This is a genomic window from Bacillus sp. BR3(2024), from assembly GCF_039134555.1.
Lineage (GTDB): Bacteria > Bacillota > Bacilli > Bacillales > Bacillaceae_G > Bacillus_A > Bacillus_A cereus.
Map to the genome: position 1 here is coordinate 1,598,308 of NZ_CP152433.1, position 16,597 is coordinate 1,614,904.

Below are 16,597 nucleotides of genomic sequence, written 5' to 3' on the forward strand. Positions count from 1 at the left end.
GTTGAAAAAGTTTATTTTTATTGAAATATAAGGTAATCTATGTGTAAAGGTATACATTTAGCAAGAGAGAGGATGATAGCTGTGAATACATTCAAATGGATTAGTCATGAACAGATGTATGTAGATGAAATACATGTTGAAAAATGTGGTCCTCTTTCAGTCGGCGTATATGGGGGAAATCAAGAGAGTGATGCATATGAACGAGGAGATGCGGTGCTGGCTTGGTGGGATCCTGAATTACAATTTGAATTTGTTATGATTTTTGATACACATCACAAAACAAAAAATATAGATTATATAATAGAAGCGATTTCGGAAAGAAAAGAAAAACTAAAAGAGTTATTCTCATATCCAATACATTTAGCTTTTCATCATACACATATGTACTTATTAGCGTTATTTACAGATGAGTTATTTATTAAAAGGTGTGATCAAGATGATGAGGAACTCGCTTGCTTAATTTGTTTACGAAAAGGCGAATTTTTATATTGGTTATCAGTTGGTGATTGTTTCGCGTATTTATTCCATTCTGAGAAAACGAAAAATGGAAAAGGACGATTAAATAAACGGAAAAATTACGAATATATTGGCAGGAAAAATATTTTTGCAGCAAATACACCTTGCTTTACGTCAGGTGTAAGAGGATTAGAAAAAGGAATGAATCACATTGTAATGGCAACGGACGGTATTTTAGAGTGTGATAAACGAAGGTTTGATGATGATCAATCTTTAGTAGAAATATTACATGACGGGAATAGCTTGCAGATTGAGCCAGTATTAACAAATGTACTGCAGTGGAAAGGTAGAGATTGTGCCACGATTATTGGGTGGTCTATTGATACTGATAATAAACAATGTGCTAATTAATATAAAAGGAGTTCAAGGCTTTTATCCTTGAACTCCTTTTTGTTAAGCAATATGAATATGATATGTTTTTAACCATTCATTTACTTGTAGCATATACTCCATGGCACTTCTTGCCTCAAAATTGTTAATCTCTTTATTACTTTGATCAGCAATTGAAAGTAAGATGGAATGGTTAATAAGTGAGAAAATAGGATTGTTTTTATTGCTACACATATCAAGTGTTAAATTACGGATTGTTTGTAAGTAGTGTGGATCTTGTGAAGTTGGATAAGCGCTTTTTCTTCTATTACGTACATCGTCAGGTAAAGCTGGTTGTAGTGCTCTACGTAAAATGCCTTTTTCAATATTATCAATACTTTTTATGTTGAAAGGAACATTCCATAAATATTCAACTAATCTATAATCGCAAAACGGTACACGAACTTCAAATCCAACAGCCATACTCATACGATCTTTACGGTCAAGTAAGAAAGGAAGGAATCTTGTTAAAAATAAATAAAACATTTGGCGTTGTTTCGCGGATTTTTTACTTTCCCCTTCAAGAGTAGGTACTTCAAGTATCGCTTCTTGGAATCGTGTATCAATATAGTTTTCTAGATTACATTGGTTACTTACTTCATTTAGTAGAAGAGGAGATGTATTATTCCAATTTGTTAGCCAAGGAAACTTATCTACATATAGTAATTCTTCTTGATGAAACCAAGGGTATCCACCGAATACTTCATCAGCCGATTCACCGGATAAAGCTACGGTCGCATCTTTTTTCATTTCGCAAAATAGTAAATATAGTGAAGTTTCCATTTCACCAGCACTCGGTAAATCTTTCGCATGAAGGGGAACGAATAAGTGATTTGCTAATTCTTCAGCATTCACAATAATATCATGATGCGCTGTCCCTACATGTTCAGAAACGCGTTTTACCCAAGGAGCGTCTAAACCAGTGCGAGCAAATGTCAGCTCGAAATCTTTTGCACTATTTACAAAGTCAACGGAATACGTATGAAGTGTTTTATTTTCCGCAGCAAATTCTTTACCCGCAAGTGCAGTAATACCGCTAGAGTCTAATCCGCCTGATAACATACAAACGAGAGGAACATCGGCAATTAATTGTCTTTTTACTGTATCTTGTAAAATAGATAAAATATGCGAAGATGTATCTTCTATAGAGTCTGTATGGAACTTACTTTCTAAATTCCAATACTTCGTAACTACTTTTTTATGACGTGTAAACGTTATAAAATGTCCAGCACGCACTTCTTGAATATGTTTAAAGACGCCACATCCAGGAGTTCGAAATAAGCCTAATCCAAATATTTCATTTATGCCATCCGCATCAATTTCAGCAGGAACAGATGGATGCGCTAATAACGCTTTTATTTCAGATCCGAAAATAATGCTGTCATTTCTTTCTGTGTAAAAGAGTGGTTTTACACCTAAATGATCACGCGCTAAAAATAATTGTTGCTTCTGATCATCCCATAAGGCGAAAGCGAAAATTCCGTTTAAATGTTGTACGCAGTCTTCTTTCCATTCTAGATAAGCATGTAGTAACACTTCTGTATCTGAATGGGTTTCAAATGCATGCCCACATTTTTGAAGCTGCTCTTTAAGTTCACGGAAATTATAAATTTCTCCATTATAAGTAAGAGCATACGTATAATCACCAGCACGGAATGTCTTCGGCTGTGTACCGCCTTCTGGATCAATTACAATTAAACGCCGGTGTGCAAAGGCCGCATGAGGTGAAAACCAAAATCCTTCAGCATCTGGACCACGATGCTGAATACTATTTGCCATCTTTTTTAAAATAACATGTTGATTTGAAAGGTCTTCCTTCCAATCTACCCAACCTGTAATTCCACACATACACATCTCATCTCCTAAATTAAAATAGTAGATTAACGAAATAAAATGTACACCAAGTTAAAAAATGACTATATAAATAGTGTACTACATGAATTAAATTACAGACTTGAGAAAATTTTCTTTGAACGCATAGTTATGTGAGACAATGGCTAAGGGAAAGTATTCCATTACATACAAAAAATAAAAAAGATGAGAGAAAAAATTTTTTCAGACGTTATATAGGATGTAAAAGCTTTTACAAAACAATAAGGGGAATCGCTACATGAAATCAAATGAGAAAAATTTTATAAAAAGATTACAGCGGCAAAAAGAAGACGCGTTAGAATTTGTTGTCGATACATACTTACCACTCATAAAGGGGATCACGCATAAAGTTCTACTCCCAATTCAAAATGATGGACTCATAGAGGAATGTATAAACGATATATTTCTTTCCATTTGGAATAACGCAAATAAATTTCATGGAGAGCCGAGTGATTTTAAAAAGTGGATTGCAGCGATTGCGAAGTTTAAAGCAATTGATTATTACCGGAAATCGACTAAAACAGTAGAAATCATTTCAGATGAGTTTTATATTAGTACAGAAAAATCAGCAGAAGACGAATTAATCGTTATGGAAGATAGGGAAGAATTATTGAAGCTCATTAATCAATTAGAACCGCTAGATCAAAAGGTGTTCATTATGAAATATTTACTTGGTATGAAGACAGAGGAAATAGGTGACAAGTTAGGATTAACCCGGGCAGCAATCGATAATCGAGTGTACCGGGGAAAAAAGAAACTACAACAAAATGCTACGAATATTAGTTTTGGAGGTAGTGCAATATGAAAGACATTTATGAACTATTAAATGATATTGATATAGATGAAAAAGAGCTTGAGGAAATTGAGGCTTCTGAAATTGAAAAAGAAAAAATAAAGCGTAATGTAAAACAATCGATACGTACGAAGAAAAAGATGAAAAGTTGGAAAAAAGGTGTCGCTGCTGCATCTATTTTAGTAGGATTATCAGTTGCAACTCTTGGTATCGGTTTTCCTACATATGCTGGAGGGTTGCCAATTGTAGGTGACATATTCCGATTTTTAGATAATGGTAGAACGGGGTTATATGAAAATTATAAAGAGTTTTCGACTGAATTGAATATGACGAGAGAGAGTAATGGGGTTAAGGTTACCATTAATGATGTAATTTCTGATGGCAGAACATTATCTATAACGTATTCACTGGAAAGTGAGCAGGACTTAGGGGAGGATCCTATCATATTAGGTGGATTGGATATAATGGACGCTCATGGTAGTTCAGGCAGTGGTAAAATGACTAAAGTTACTGAAAAAAAGTATGTAGGTATGGTAACAACGACGCATCATGATAGCAATAAAAAGGACAAAGTAAACTTTAGATGGAATATAGAGAGAATAGAGATGCCAGATAGGAAAAAATCAATACAAGGTAATTGGAATTTCGCGTTAACTGTAAAATCAGTGGATAGTAAAGAGAGAACAATTGGCGGGAGTTCGGAAAAAGAAGGTATAAAAGCAAATATGGAAAAGGTCGCAATATCGCCAGTTTCATTTATTCTTTATTACAATCAAGAGGTTTCTAAGGGCGCGAGGAAAGAATGGGATAGTGTAGATGTTGAATTGACGGTTAAGGATGATTTAGGGAATATTTATTCGGGTGAAGGAAATGGGGGAAGTGGCAACGATCCTTACAATATCCATTGGAGTGCCACCTTCCAAAAACTAAACGAAAATGCAACAAAGCTTATCGTTACACCTCGTGTACACTTGCGAGTTCATACACCTGAAAATCATGGTGGAGTGGAGTATGTGAATGGAAAAGAGAAGAAAATAGAAGTGCCGAAAAAAGAAGCGAAGAGTAAAGATATTGTATTAGATGATATTGTCATTGATTTAAAGAAATAAAAGAGAGACTGCCTAAAATCATTTAGGCAGTCTTTTTTCGTTAAGAACTAATGACGAGTAGTGCATGCGGATGCTGCGTTTTATATTCATCTTTCCACGGAATGTTTAGTTGTTCCCACGATTCGCCGCTATCATTGGATTGAAAGACGCCATTGTTATTTAACGTGTAGAACGTATGTGGTTCGGCTTCGTTTGTAGCAAACATCGAAATGACTGTACCGATTGCAGATGGTAGTCCTTGTTGTACTTGCTGGAACGGAGTATCTTTCGTTTTTCGATAAATATAAGATTCATAAGGGATACGATGATGAGCGAGATCAGCACTTGGCGCAGCAGAAACGAGAATCGTATCACAATCAGCTGGATCGATAGCCATGCTGTATAAATAATGATGTTCAAGTCCTGCACTACATGAGATCCAACTGTTTCCATTGTTATAACTCTCAAGATAAGCACGATCAGGTCCGCCCATAAATCCGTCACCACATGATGCATAAAGGCGATTTGGTGTTTTAGGGTGCATAAGTAATTGATGAGCATCGATAGGAGCACCGAATTTTTTATCAATCCATGTATGCCCTTTATCGTTACTTTGAATAACAGCACCAGCTTCGATTGAAACGTGTATTGTATTAGGGTTATTTGGGTCAACTGTAATCCAGCGTACGTGATGGGTAAAAGGTCTAGGCGGAAATGCCCACGTATAAGAAGATAATAATGATTTCATATTTTTAAGTTCAGTCCACGTTTCACCACCATTTTCAGAGCGAAATAAAGCGCTCGGTTCTGTGCCGACATAAACGACACCATATCCGTTAACTTGTTCATTTGAGCTTATTGTTATGGAAGTGATAGAGGAGTGCAAAATACCATCTTCTTTAGGGAAATCAAAGTAACGATAAGAATCTCCAATTGGTCTCCATGAATCCCCACTATCGTCACTTAACCATAGACCTCGTCCAAATGTTCCGCAATATACACGATTCTTTTGAAATGGATCAACAGCGATACAGGTAGGTTGCATATTTTGTAAGTGATAAGTCGTTTCATAGTTATCATTGTGTTCTTTCACTACAACAAGTTCACGTTCCATACAGAGAAATAAACGTTTCATTTAAGTAACCTCCTTAAAAATTCTTTCATTAGTAAACAATATGAAAATAAAAAAGAAGTAGTCTTGTTTTATTTGAGAAAAAGGGATTGTTTAAAAAATAGCGAAGTGTGTATACAGAGGAAGCGGGCGTTTACAATCAGTCAATTCGGGATAAAGATGGGGAGTTTGTTTCATACTAACATACAGATATTGTACTTAAAGGAGTATAAGTATGGGACATTCGCATGATCATGGTCATTCAAAAAATAAAAAGGCGTTACTAATTGCCTTCCTACTAACAACAAGTTTTATGATTGCAGAAGTTGTTGGTGGATTTGTAACAAATAGCTTAGCACTACTATCTGACGCGGGGCATATGCTAAGTGATGCAGTATCTTTAGCTTTAAGTTTACTTGCGTTTAAACTCGGAGAAAAAACAGCAACAACTGCGAAAACATACGGGTATAAGCGAGTCGAAATGTTAGCAGCATTATGTAACGGTGTCGTTCTTATTGTCATTTCGGTATACATTTTTATTGAAGCAATCCGTCGTTTTAAAGAACCAGTTGAGATTGCTAGTAATGGGATGCTCATTATTGCAGTCCTTGGTCTGCTTATTAATATTTTATCAGCTTGGATATTAATGAGAGGCGGAGATGTGAAAGGTAATTTGAATTTAAGAAGTGCTTTCCTGCACGTACTAGGCGATCTATTGGGTTCCGTCGGAGCGATTATTGCTGCGTTACTTATTAAATTTTTCGGATGGACTGCTGCAGATGCGATTGCTAGTATTCTTGTGTCTATTTTAGTCATTATTAGTGGATGGCGTGTAACACGTGATACGGTTCATATATTAATGGAAGGTGCACCACAGCACATAAATGTTGAAGAGGTAAAAAGTACGTTATTAAATATTCCGATTGTCAAAGAAGTTCATGATTTGCACATATGGTCTGTCACATCAGATTTTCAAGTATTAACATGTCATCTTATTATTAAAGGGAATGAAACGCAAAGTGTATTAAAAGAGGCTACGTATGTATTAAAGGAGAAATTTCATGTAGAACATGTCACCATTCAAGTAGAAATAGATGGTGAATTTAATCATGATGAGACAACTTGCAAAGTATGAAAGAAAAAGGATAAGAAAAAGTGTCATAACATTTTTCGCACGGCATACATATATATAATGTGGCCACAAGTACTTTGCAAGGTAAATATTTCATGAAATTACTTTACTTATAAAGAGTCATCTTTTATAATCAAAAGTGGTAATTGATAGAGATTATCATTTTCAATGATCGTAGAAAGGAGTTTTTTAAAAGATGAGTAGTCAACTCCGTTTTGCTGTTGAAAATCGTAAGAGGCATTTAATTGATGAGTTAATTGGAGCAGGTGTGTTTAAGATTCGCGACCGACAATTATACGAGCTGTCTTTAGAGGAATTGGAAAAAGAGTATGAAGATATGGAAGATTATGCGAATATTCAGGCGTAGCTATATAGATTAGTAAAAAGAGAGCTGGTTACGATTTTGTGTAACCAGCTCTCTTTTTATTTCGTAGAAATTATTTTTTGTATTTCTTTCATGGGACGGAGCCAGTTTTGGGTCATTATTTGTTCCATTTGTTTTTCGTCCTGCTTCTGTAATGCTTGAATGATAGAGTGATGTTCTTCAATAGATTGACTTGCTGGAACAAAGTTTTGGAAAAACAAATATTCAAGACGTAAAACGTGAAGTTGCATATTTTCTAAAAAGGGTTCAATATATTGGTTTTTAGCAATAGAAGAAATTGTATTGTGGAATTGTATATCTAATTCTAAAGCTTGTTTTGCGTTTTTTTTCTCTATAGAGTGCTGAAAATGATCATTTATTTCAGAAAGTAGTTGAATATCAGCGTCTGTAATGTTTTGAAGAGCTTGCTTTCCTATAATAGAGTGAAGACCAGCCATCGTTTCATAAATGATAGATACGTCGTCTAACTTAATAGGAGCAATTTTTGTTTTTTGCCCTGGTACCATTTCCACTAATCCAGAAAGCTCTAATATTTGAAGTGCTTCTCTTACAGGTGTTCTGCTTACTCCTAGTGCCTCAGCCAATTCCCCATCATTAATTTTTTCATTGGGCTTCAGTACACCTTCAATAATCCAATTTTGTAGTTGATTTAAAACGAGTGATTTTGCTGAAATTCTTCCTGGTTTTTTATAATTTTGAGGGACAGGCATAGTGAATTCAATCCTTTCATTGTATATTTTCCTTTTTTGCATGAACAAGCTTTAATTTTTGTTTCCCTTCATCCGGCTTTTGGCTTAAGATGAGCACCATTACAATGACACAAAAAGCGCCTAATAACTGAAAAGATTGAAATGGCACGTGCAATATAAGTACAGAAGAAATAATAGCTGCGAGTGGTTCTGTGCAACCAAATAATGTTGTTTCTTTCGGAGTCAGGTATCGTATGCTGTCTAAGTATAAATAAAAGGCAATAAGTGTCCCGAAAATGACGACAAATGTGATGAGCGGTAGGGTACTTAGTTTTACATATTTCATAGTTGATAATAAAATGAATTCGTTTGTAGAAATAAAGTGTACAATCGTTACACCAATACCCCCAATAATCATGCCCCATCCAACGATAACGGAGGAAGACCATTTTTCTAACAATTCCTTTGAATATAAACTATAAAAAGCGAGAGATAATCCAGATAAAATACCCCAAATAATAGCTGGTGTAGAAACAGCCAAGTTATGAACAGACCCGTTTGTTAGTAAGAGAAAAGTGCCTACTAATGAAAGGGTAATTGAAATGAAATCAATTTTTGATGGACGAACGTTCCATTTGAAAAGTAAGTATACAGTGATGAATATAGGAGCTAAATATTGTAATAATGTTGCCACGGCAGCATTTCCTTCTTTAATTGAAGCGAAATACGTATACTGTACAGCAAGCATACCGAATAGACCAAACAAAATCATTTTAATAGCATCAGATTTTTGTTTCCAAATGCCAAATATCTCTTTTTTTCTCGTTCCGAATGAGGAAATAATGAGCAAAATAATTCCAGATATAAGTAAACGGATCGTAACTAACCATTCGGTTGAAACATTGTCATATTGAAAAAGTTGTTGTGCAGCTGTACCAGACAAGCCCCATAAACAAGCACCGATTATGACCATTATAATTCCTTTTAATCGATTTGAATCCATATGATCTAAAATTCTCCTTTCTAAAAATACAAATTGAATACAATATGCAATATATCACAGAATGACTCGTTAATAAACTGAAATTTCTAATTTTATTTTTTTTATGTATAGTAAAATATTGTAGAGGAGGGGGAGGATATGTTAGCTGGATTTTTAGTTTGTTTATTTGTTGGGTTACTTATCATTTTTTTAGGGTATCAAATACATGTGAAAAAGAGGTTGTTTTTGTTAGCAGGATATCAAGAAGAAACGTTTGTTGGAGATAAAAATAAATTAGCGAAGCTTTCAGGAGCATTTTCTTATATAGTTGGAGTTGCTACTATAATATTACCGCTTGGCTTAGAAAAAATAGGGGGGGTAGTTGGTATCGTATATGCTATATTAATTGTTTTAGGTACAATTGTATTTATAATTAAAGCAAACCTATTAAATAAGAGTGCTATAAAGTAAAAAGGCTTCATTCTACTGAAGCCTTTTATTAATTATTATGAAGTATAAGTAAAAGCCGGGATAGGATCAATAAATGTATTCCAGTTTTGTTTCATTTCTTTCTCTGTTAATAGACAACTATCTAATGATTGTTCAATTAAAGAACGGTTCATATCAATTCCGATAAATACGAGTTCGGTTATTCGATCTCCATATTGTTTATCCCAGTTTTTCAATACTTCTGGTTCTTCTGTAATCATTTGATTTCTTTCAGTTTCAGGTAATGCCGCTATCCACTCACCGGCTCCTTGAATTGTAATAGAGGAACCTGCTTGAGATAGAAGCCCTATCATATTATTACGAGATGCCAGCCAGAAGAATCCTTTCGCTCTTACAACATCTAAAGGCCATTTTTCTAGCCAATTCATAAGGCGCTTGGGATGGAAAGGATATTTGCGACGGTAAACAAAGGAATTGATACCGTATTCTTCAGTTTCCGGTGTATGATGGTCACTATTTAATTCTTGTATCCAGCCGGCCGATTGACTGGCTTCTTCATAATTAAATAGATTTGTGTTTAAAATTTCTTGTAATGGTACTTTGCTAAACGAAGATTCAAGAACTTTTGCATTAGGATTTAATTTTTTTAGTAAATGATGAAGCTCTATCACATCTTCTTTTTCTAGCAAATCTATCTTATTAAGAATAATTACGTTTGCAAACTCAATTTGATCTATTAATAAATCAATAACTTCCCGGGTATCATTCTCATCGATTGCTTGTTTTCGGTCTAATAAACTTTCTCCATCTGCAAAATCATCCCAAAATCTATTTGCATCTACAACTGTAACCATCGTATCGAGGCGACAATTTTTCGTTAAATCAATGTTAAGAACTTCGTCTGTATAAGTAAACGTTTGAGCAACTGGAATAGGCTCACTTATACCAGAAGATTCAATAATAATATAGTCAATATCACCATTTTCCACAAGACGATTCACTTCTATCATTAAATCTTCTCGTAGTGTACAACAAATACAGCCATTTTGAATTTCTACTAGTTTTTCCTCCGTACGTGAAAAACCACCCTTTTTTATAAGAGATGCATCAATGTTTACTTCGCTCATATCATTAACGATAACAGCTACTTTTAAGTTATTCTTATTAGTCAAAATGTGATGTAGTAAGGTAGTTTTTCCAGATCCTAAAAAACCACTTAATACAGTGATAGGTACTTTTTTCATGAAATGATCTCTCCTTTAAATCGTAATGATTACGTTTTATATTAAACGATGGGAAAAGAAAAATCAATAATAAATCATAATGATTACGATTTAAGAATAGAAATAGACTATAAAATTTGTGCTGTAGTATGAAGCATTTGGACAAGCACATGTTTACATATAAATAAAATGGAGGCGAGAAGCTTGGTCTTTAATAGAGTTTCAAAAGAAGTAGTAGGCATAGCTCTTATCGCTATGTTTCTCTTTTTATTATTTTTTGTAGATTTTACAAGTCTAGTAAATTTGCATAAAAATATGCCGCAGGAATGGTTGAATGTGAATACGGTATTTTTAAGTATCATTTTTGAAGCAATACCTTTTATTTTATTAGGGGTCATTGTTTCTTCATGTATTCAAGTGTTTGTGACGGAAGATATGATTCAAAAAGTAATGCCGAAATCTCCAATTGTTGCAATGATTCCAGCAGTATTTGTGGGAGTTCTTTTTCCAATGTGTGAATGTGTCATTATACCAATTGTAAGAAGGCTCATTCAAAAGGGGTTACCACTTCATGTAGGCATTGTTATTTTAATGAGTGCATCCATTATGAATCCAGTTGTTCTTTTATCTACTGTATATGCGTTTCCAAAAAATGATTACGTTGTATATGCACGCTTTGGGATAACAATTCTAGTTGCTCTATTCATAGGTCTAATTGTGTATTATTGCTATCGCGAAAGAAATGTTTTAAAAGGCGTAGAGGTTTCAGTTCAAACAAGCAAAAAAAAGAGTTGGAAAGATGTTATGAATCACATTGTAGATGAGTTTTTTGATACTGGTAAGTATTTATTGATTGGTGCTTTTTTAGCAAGTGTATTTCAAACGTTTTTTGATCGGAATATACTGGATGCAGTAGCACATAACGAAGTAATTGCCCCCTTTATTATGATGGGATTTGGTTATGTTTTATCAATTTGCTCTGCAGCCGATGCTTTTATAGCGGCATCTTTTGGACATGTTTTCTCGGTAAAGGCACTTCTTGCATTTCTTGTGTTTGGGCCTATGCTTGATATGAAAAATACGTTAATGCTATTTGCGTATTTTCAAAAGAGATTTGTATTCTTTTTGATGGGAATTGTCATTGTATCTGTGTATACCATCCTGCAAATCATAATGTTATAGGAGGTGAGAAAGAATGGGGAACGAAGAGCAGAAGGCATATCATTGCTATATTCGTGGCATTATTTTAATTGGTTTAGCAATGCTCTTATTTAAACTACTTGTAACAGGGAATATTTATAATTTTATTGCTCCAAAAATGATCAAATTTACGTATATAGCTTTTGTAGTAATTTTAATTTTTGGTATTGTACAAGTTTGGGGAGATGGAAGAGAAAAACAGCATGATTGTAATTGTTGTAAACATCATACAACATCAAAATCAGGGATAAAAAGTTTCTTTGTATATGTTTTATTTGTTGTTCCGATAGTTAGTGCTTTTCTCTTTGGAAGTGTAACAATTGATGGAAGTTTAGCAGGAAAAAGGGGTATGAATCAAAGTGTACAGGCGAGAAGTCTGGAAAGGAACGAAAAAGAGGGGAAACAGGTTAAGTTTGATGGGCGAGAAGTATCAGTTGATCCAGAAGAAACATCAAATTTAGCAACGACTTATAAAACGGAAGAGCAAGTAGTAAAAAGTATGTTAGGACAGCGTAAACTACAAGTAAAGGATAAGGATTATGTTCAAACAATGAATGTAATTGGTCAAAATGTCAATTGGTTTAAAGGGAAAGAAATTACATTCTTAGGGTTTATATATAAGGATAAAGATGTGACGGGTAATAAAGCAGTAGTGGCTCGATATGGTATAACTTGTTGTATTGCGGATGCATCAGTCTGGGGGATGATTGTTACCGGGAAAAATGTTGAAAAAATTCCAGAAGAAACATGGGTGAAAATAACAGGATTATTAGATGAAACGACATATAAAGGAACAGTCTTTCCACTTGTAAAAGTAAACAAAATCGAGAAAATTAATAAGCCAACTGACCCATATGTATATGATGCTTTACCTCAATAGAAAAGAATAAATTCTTCATATTTTCATGAAATAGAATCATAATCATGGCAATAAAAAAATAAAGATAAGAGTAATTTGGTTTGTTAAAAATATGTGCAGAAGGAGTTATGCGATGAACTGGGTTACTCATAAACCATCATTTGAATTTGAAACATTTAGTCCTATTATTCGGTCACAATCTGCGTGGAGTGGACATTTAGATTTTGCATATGACTTAGTACGATTTGAAAAACCAGAAACTTTAGTTGAGTTAGGTACACATCTAGGTGCTTCTTTCTTCAGTTTTTGTCAAGGAGTAAAAGATGGAGGGTTATCGACTAAATGCTTTGCAGTAGATACTTGGGCTGGAGATGGGCATACAGGTCCATATGGAGAAGGGGTTTTTCAAATAGTAGAAAAAGTAGTGAGCGATAACTACCTTAATATAGGAAATTTAATTCGATCTACTTTTGATGATGCTGTAGACCGGTTTCAAGATGAAACGATAAATCTGTTGCATATTGATGGCTATCATACGTATGAAGCTGTTTCTCACGATTATAATACATGGCTACCGAAAGTCGCGAAAAACGGTATTGTATTATTTCATGATATTGAAGTTAGAAGTGGTGATTTCGGCGTGTATAAGTTTTGGGATGAGGTAAAAGCGAAGTGCCCTCATTTTCAATTTGCGCATTCATATGGACTGGGAGTGTTATTTCCGAAGGGTTGTAGTGATAAGTTTGAGGAAATACTTAAAAATAAAGAAGAAATACAAAATATGTATAAATAAAGATAGGGCATACATCATTTTAAGGATGTGTGCCCTGTTTTTATGTGGACAATAATGGTGTTAATTAAAAAGTGAAGATAGTTGTAAAAAGTTTTGTTGCAACAAATATTAAAAAAGTTAGTATGGGATTGTACCTTGTAAATAAAGTGAAGCTTTAATATGTTCATATCGATTCGGAATTTTACAGTAGTTAATTTCTTACCCAAGTGCTTTGCACTTACTGAATTTTAAGGCGGAGGTCTTATTGGCCGAAAATATCGGGATAAATAAAAATACAACATTTTTTATATTTTTCATTGCGAAAAACGTAATCTACTTTTACAATAGAAAGGGTTGTGAATATATTATACTGGAAAAATAAATCGAAATAATATGAAAATTTTGTTTTGTCTTCGCTAATTGTATATTACATACATGTAAGACGACATACGTCATGTTATCGACTTGTAAGGAGAGAAAAAAATGAAAAGTGTAAGATTACCATCGATGCTAGAAATCATAGTTCTTTTATTACTATTTCTTGCTGTTGTCTTTTCCTTCCAAACGATTTTTGATCTCCCAATTCAATTAGCGCTATTTATTTCATGGTTTTTAGTAATTGCGCTTGGATTAAGATTAGGATTTCGTTATCAAGAATTGCAAGATGCAATTACGAAAGGGATTTCTAACGGATTAGAAGCGATACTGATTTTAGTTGCAGTAGGTGCTTTAATTGGAACATGGATTGCTGGTGGGGTAGTACCAACATTAATCTATTATGGATTAGAATTTATTCACCCTAGCATATTCCTATTAGCAACATTAATTATTTGTTCTATAACTTCTATCGCAACAGGAACGTCTTGGGGAACAGTGGGAACAGCAGGTATTGCTATGATGGCGATTGGTGAAGGACTTGGTTTACCACTTCCGCTTGTTGCTGGTGCAGTTCTTTCAGGAGCTTATTTCGGCGACAAATTATCACCACTTTCTGATAGCACAGTTCTTGCAGCTTCTATGGCGAAAGTAGATGTTATTGCTCACGTTCGAGCTATGCTCGTATTAGATGTTCCGGCTTATATTATTACTAGTATTATGTTTACTGTAGCTGGTTGGATGTATGGCGGCGATAATGTAGATTTGAATCGAGTAGAATTTTTAAAAGAAGCTTTATTAAAGCAATTTGATATTAAAATATGGATGCTTGTTCCGGCGGTCATTGTTATCGTTCTATTAGCGATGAAGAAACCGTCTATGCCAACAATTGCAATGGGAGCTTTAATTGGTGCAATTTGGGCAACTCTTTTCCAAGGGATGAACTTTGGAGAGGCGATTGGAACAGCTTATAACGGATTCTCAATTCAATCTGGTGTTGAGTTTGTTGACAAGTTATTAAACCGTGGTGGAATTAACGGCATGCTTGGCTCAGTAGCCGTTATTATTTTCGGTTTAGGATTTGGTGGATTACTTGAAAAACTAGGTGTTTTAAAAGTAATCGTATCAAAATTTGAGAAGAAATTAAATTCTGCAGGTAATGTAACATTGTCTACATTAATCGTGGCATTCTTAGCTAATATATTTGGTTGTGCGATGTATGTATCACTAATTTTAACACCAAAAATTATGGAAGATAGCTATGATAAATTAAAAATAGACCGTCGTGTATTAGCGCGTAACTCAGAAGTAGGTGGAACGTTAACTTCAGGTATGGTTCCATGGTCTGATAATGGTATTTTTATGGCTGGTATTTTAGGTGTAGCAACGTTCTCATACGTTCCGTTTATGTGGTTAAGCTTCGTATCGTTAATTTTAGCAGTTATTTACGGATATACAGGCAAATTCATCTGGTATGTAGATGATGCAGATAAAGGAAAGCAAGCATCATAAAATAAAAATCACCTTCTACAATATGTAGAAGGTAATTTTTTTATTTTTTAATAGCATTTGCTAAAGTAATTTCATTCTCATATTTAGCAATTTTTTGTTGTATCTTTTTTAAGTTTTTTTCAGTGTCTTGCATGAGCTGTAAGACATTGGTCTCCTGTTGTTTCATTAATTCTAACCTTTGAAGGATGGTAGATTCTCCTTCCATAGACCAGTCGATAAATTGTTTTATTTTTTGAATTGGCATACTGGTGTTTTTTAAACACAAAATCATTTCTAAATATTTCAGTGCTTCTTCATCAAAAACTCGATCTCCTTTTTCGTTTCTTTGCAGAAAAGGAAACAGTCCTTGTTTATCGTAATAACGTATTTGAGAAATAGTTAAATGTTGCATTTTGGCGACTTGACCAATTGTATAATACATATCATTCATCCTTTTATTACCAAGGTATAATGCCATCTTTGTTAAGTATTTTACCATTATAGTTTGTTTCACTTAATGCATATTTAATAATAATTTTAGCACTTTCAGTGGTTGTATGGCCACCGGGGGAATTTCCATTAAGATCCGTAGTTGTAAAACCAGGAGTTACCCCAAATACTTCTGGACCGTTAGTGGCAAATTCATTACTAAAAGCTAATGTTAAAGCATTAATAGCTGTTTTGGAAGAATTATATCCTAGTGTATTAATTGGATGTGTTTCACCATTAGCAAACATTGTTAGTGAGGCCATGTCAGTTGTTACATTTAGTATTTTACTGTTGCTCGAATTCTTTAATAATGGTAAAAAGGCTTGCATCATTTGGAAAGTTCCAAAAAAATTAACTTCAAATCCTTGGCGTAAAGTTTCAATATTTAATTCACTAGGTAGTATATTGAAGTCTAGCGCTATGCCTGCGTTATTAATTAATAAATGTAAGTGGTCAGTCGTTTCGTAAATTTTCTTTGTTGCTTCTTGAATGGATTGTGAATTTGAAATATCTACTTGAATATAGGAAACGTTTGAAACATTTAAAGATTCTACGGCTTGTTGTCCAAGTTGTTCATTGCGAGCACCTAAAAATACGTGATAATCTTTTTCTGCTAATTGACGAACAAGTTCATATCCAATTCCTTTATTTGCACCTGTTATAAAAGCATATTTTTTCATATTGAATTCCTCCAGTAGTGTTATAGTAGGTTACAATGGAAAGGATACAGCCTAAACTTAAGTTTAGGTCAAGAGGAATTTTTTAAAATAAATATAGAATATCTATATATAAGAGTGAGAA

The 16,597-nt window shown here is 34.0% G+C and carries 17 protein-coding genes; 10 read left to right on the forward strand and 7 right to left on the reverse strand.

Annotated elements, in window-relative coordinates:
* The first annotated feature begins 39 nt into the window (after positions 1–39).
* Entirely contained in the window at positions 40–867 is an 828-nt protein-coding gene (locus V7S45_RS08375) for a protein phosphatase 2C domain-containing protein (RefSeq protein WP_342761731.1), read from the forward strand.
* Between the two features lie 42 nt (positions 868–909).
* Here the strand turns inward: V7S45_RS08375 and asnB are convergent, their stop codons facing one another.
* Positions 910–2,733 (reverse strand): asparagine synthase (glutamine-hydrolyzing), encoded by a 1,824-nt coding sequence (gene asnB, locus V7S45_RS08380; RefSeq protein WP_088344828.1) that lies wholly within the window; start codon positions 2,731–2,733, stop codon positions 910–912.
* 262 nt (positions 2,734–2,995) lie between these two features.
* On the opposite strand from asnB, the gene V7S45_RS08385 reads away from it, so the two are divergent.
* Positions 2,996–3,562, forward strand: a complete 567-nt coding sequence (locus tag V7S45_RS08385; protein WP_016122244.1) for a sigma-70 family RNA polymerase sigma factor — start codon at positions 2,996–2,998, stop codon at positions 3,560–3,562.
* Positions 3,559–4,659: a DUF4179 domain-containing protein gene (locus tag V7S45_RS08390; RefSeq protein WP_088363385.1), complete on the forward strand. Its 1,101-nt coding sequence runs from the start codon at positions 3,559–3,561 to the stop codon at positions 4,657–4,659. Before V7S45_RS08385 ends, V7S45_RS08390 begins: the two co-directional genes overlap by 4 nt.
* A 40-nt stretch (positions 4,660–4,699) precedes the next feature.
* Here V7S45_RS08390 and V7S45_RS08395 read toward each other — a convergent pair whose 3' ends face one another.
* Entirely contained in the window at positions 4,700–5,773 is a 1,074-nt protein-coding gene (locus tag V7S45_RS08395; protein ID WP_088344824.1) for a glycosyl hydrolase, read from the reverse strand.
* Positions 5,774–5,984: 211 nt separating this feature from the next.
* On the opposite strand from V7S45_RS08395, the gene V7S45_RS08400 reads away from it, so the two are divergent.
* Together V7S45_RS08400 and fbpA are read left to right on the forward strand one after the other, a co-directional pair.
* Positions 5,985–6,884, forward strand: a complete 900-nt coding sequence (locus V7S45_RS08400) for a cation diffusion facilitator family transporter (protein WP_000510035.1) — start codon at positions 5,985–5,987, stop codon at positions 6,882–6,884.
* 193 nt (positions 6,885–7,077) lie between these two features.
* Positions 7,078–7,248, forward strand: a complete 171-nt coding sequence (fbpA, locus tag V7S45_RS08405; RefSeq protein ID WP_000098302.1) for a Fur-regulated basic protein FbpA — start codon at positions 7,078–7,080, stop codon at positions 7,246–7,248.
* A gap of 56 nt (positions 7,249–7,304) precedes the next feature.
* Here the strand turns inward: fbpA and V7S45_RS08410 are convergent, their stop codons facing one another.
* Positions 7,305–7,976, reverse strand: coding sequence for a GntR family transcriptional regulator (locus V7S45_RS08410; protein ID WP_002023787.1), 672 nt, complete (start codon positions 7,974–7,976; stop codon positions 7,305–7,307).
* Positions 7,977–7,992: 16 nt separating this feature from the next.
* The gene (locus tag V7S45_RS08415) at positions 7,993–8,958 is read right to left on the reverse strand and encodes a DMT family transporter (protein WP_000378080.1); all 966 of its coding nucleotides are present in this window, start codon (positions 8,956–8,958) and stop codon (positions 7,993–7,995) included.
* Between the two features lie 138 nt (positions 8,959–9,096).
* Between V7S45_RS08415 and V7S45_RS08420 the strand changes: the two genes are divergently transcribed.
* Complete coding sequence (locus V7S45_RS08420; protein WP_006923259.1) at positions 9,097–9,408, forward strand: DUF3784 domain-containing protein; 312 nt, start codon at positions 9,097–9,099, stop codon at positions 9,406–9,408.
* A 35-nt stretch (positions 9,409–9,443) separates the two neighbouring features.
* On the opposite strand, the gene V7S45_RS08425 is transcribed toward V7S45_RS08420, so the two are convergent.
* Complete coding sequence (locus V7S45_RS08425) at positions 9,444–10,631, reverse strand: GTP-binding protein (RefSeq protein ID WP_006923257.1); 1,188 nt, start codon at positions 10,629–10,631, stop codon at positions 9,444–9,446.
* A gap of 168 nt (positions 10,632–10,799) precedes the next feature.
* On the opposite strand from V7S45_RS08425, the gene V7S45_RS08430 reads away from it, so the two are divergent.
* From V7S45_RS08430 to nhaC, 4 genes are all read left to right on the forward strand, one after another.
* Positions 10,800–11,792 carry a permease gene (locus V7S45_RS08430; protein ID WP_176397868.1) on the forward strand — a complete coding sequence of 331 codons (993 nt, stop codon included), beginning with the start codon at positions 10,800–10,802 and terminating at the stop codon, positions 11,790–11,792.
* Positions 11,793–11,805: 13 nt separating this feature from the next.
* Positions 11,806–12,690: a TIGR03943 family protein gene (locus V7S45_RS08435; protein WP_025686973.1), complete on the forward strand. Its 885-nt coding sequence runs from the start codon at positions 11,806–11,808 to the stop codon at positions 12,688–12,690.
* A 112-nt stretch (positions 12,691–12,802) separates the two neighbouring features.
* Positions 12,803–13,462: a class I SAM-dependent methyltransferase gene (locus tag V7S45_RS08440; RefSeq protein WP_001104669.1), complete on the forward strand. Its 660-nt coding sequence runs from the start codon at positions 12,803–12,805 to the stop codon at positions 13,460–13,462.
* A gap of 462 nt (positions 13,463–13,924) precedes the next feature.
* Positions 13,925–15,328 carry a Na+/H+ antiporter NhaC gene (gene nhaC / locus V7S45_RS08445; RefSeq protein ID WP_000843992.1) on the forward strand — a complete coding sequence of 468 codons (1,404 nt, stop codon included), beginning with the start codon at positions 13,925–13,927 and terminating at the stop codon, positions 15,326–15,328.
* Between the two features lie 40 nt (positions 15,329–15,368).
* Here nhaC and V7S45_RS08450 read toward each other — a convergent pair whose 3' ends face one another.
* Together V7S45_RS08450 and V7S45_RS08455 are read right to left on the reverse strand one after the other, a co-directional pair.
* Positions 15,369–15,749, reverse strand: coding sequence for a MerR family transcriptional regulator (locus tag V7S45_RS08450; RefSeq protein WP_016122254.1), 381 nt, complete (start codon positions 15,747–15,749; stop codon positions 15,369–15,371).
* Positions 15,750–15,765: 16 nt separating this feature from the next.
* On the reverse strand, positions 15,766–16,476 hold the full coding sequence (locus V7S45_RS08455; RefSeq protein WP_342761732.1) for an SDR family NAD(P)-dependent oxidoreductase: 711 nt from the start codon (positions 16,474–16,476) through the stop codon (positions 15,766–15,768).
* Positions 16,477–16,597 lie beyond the last annotated feature (121 nt).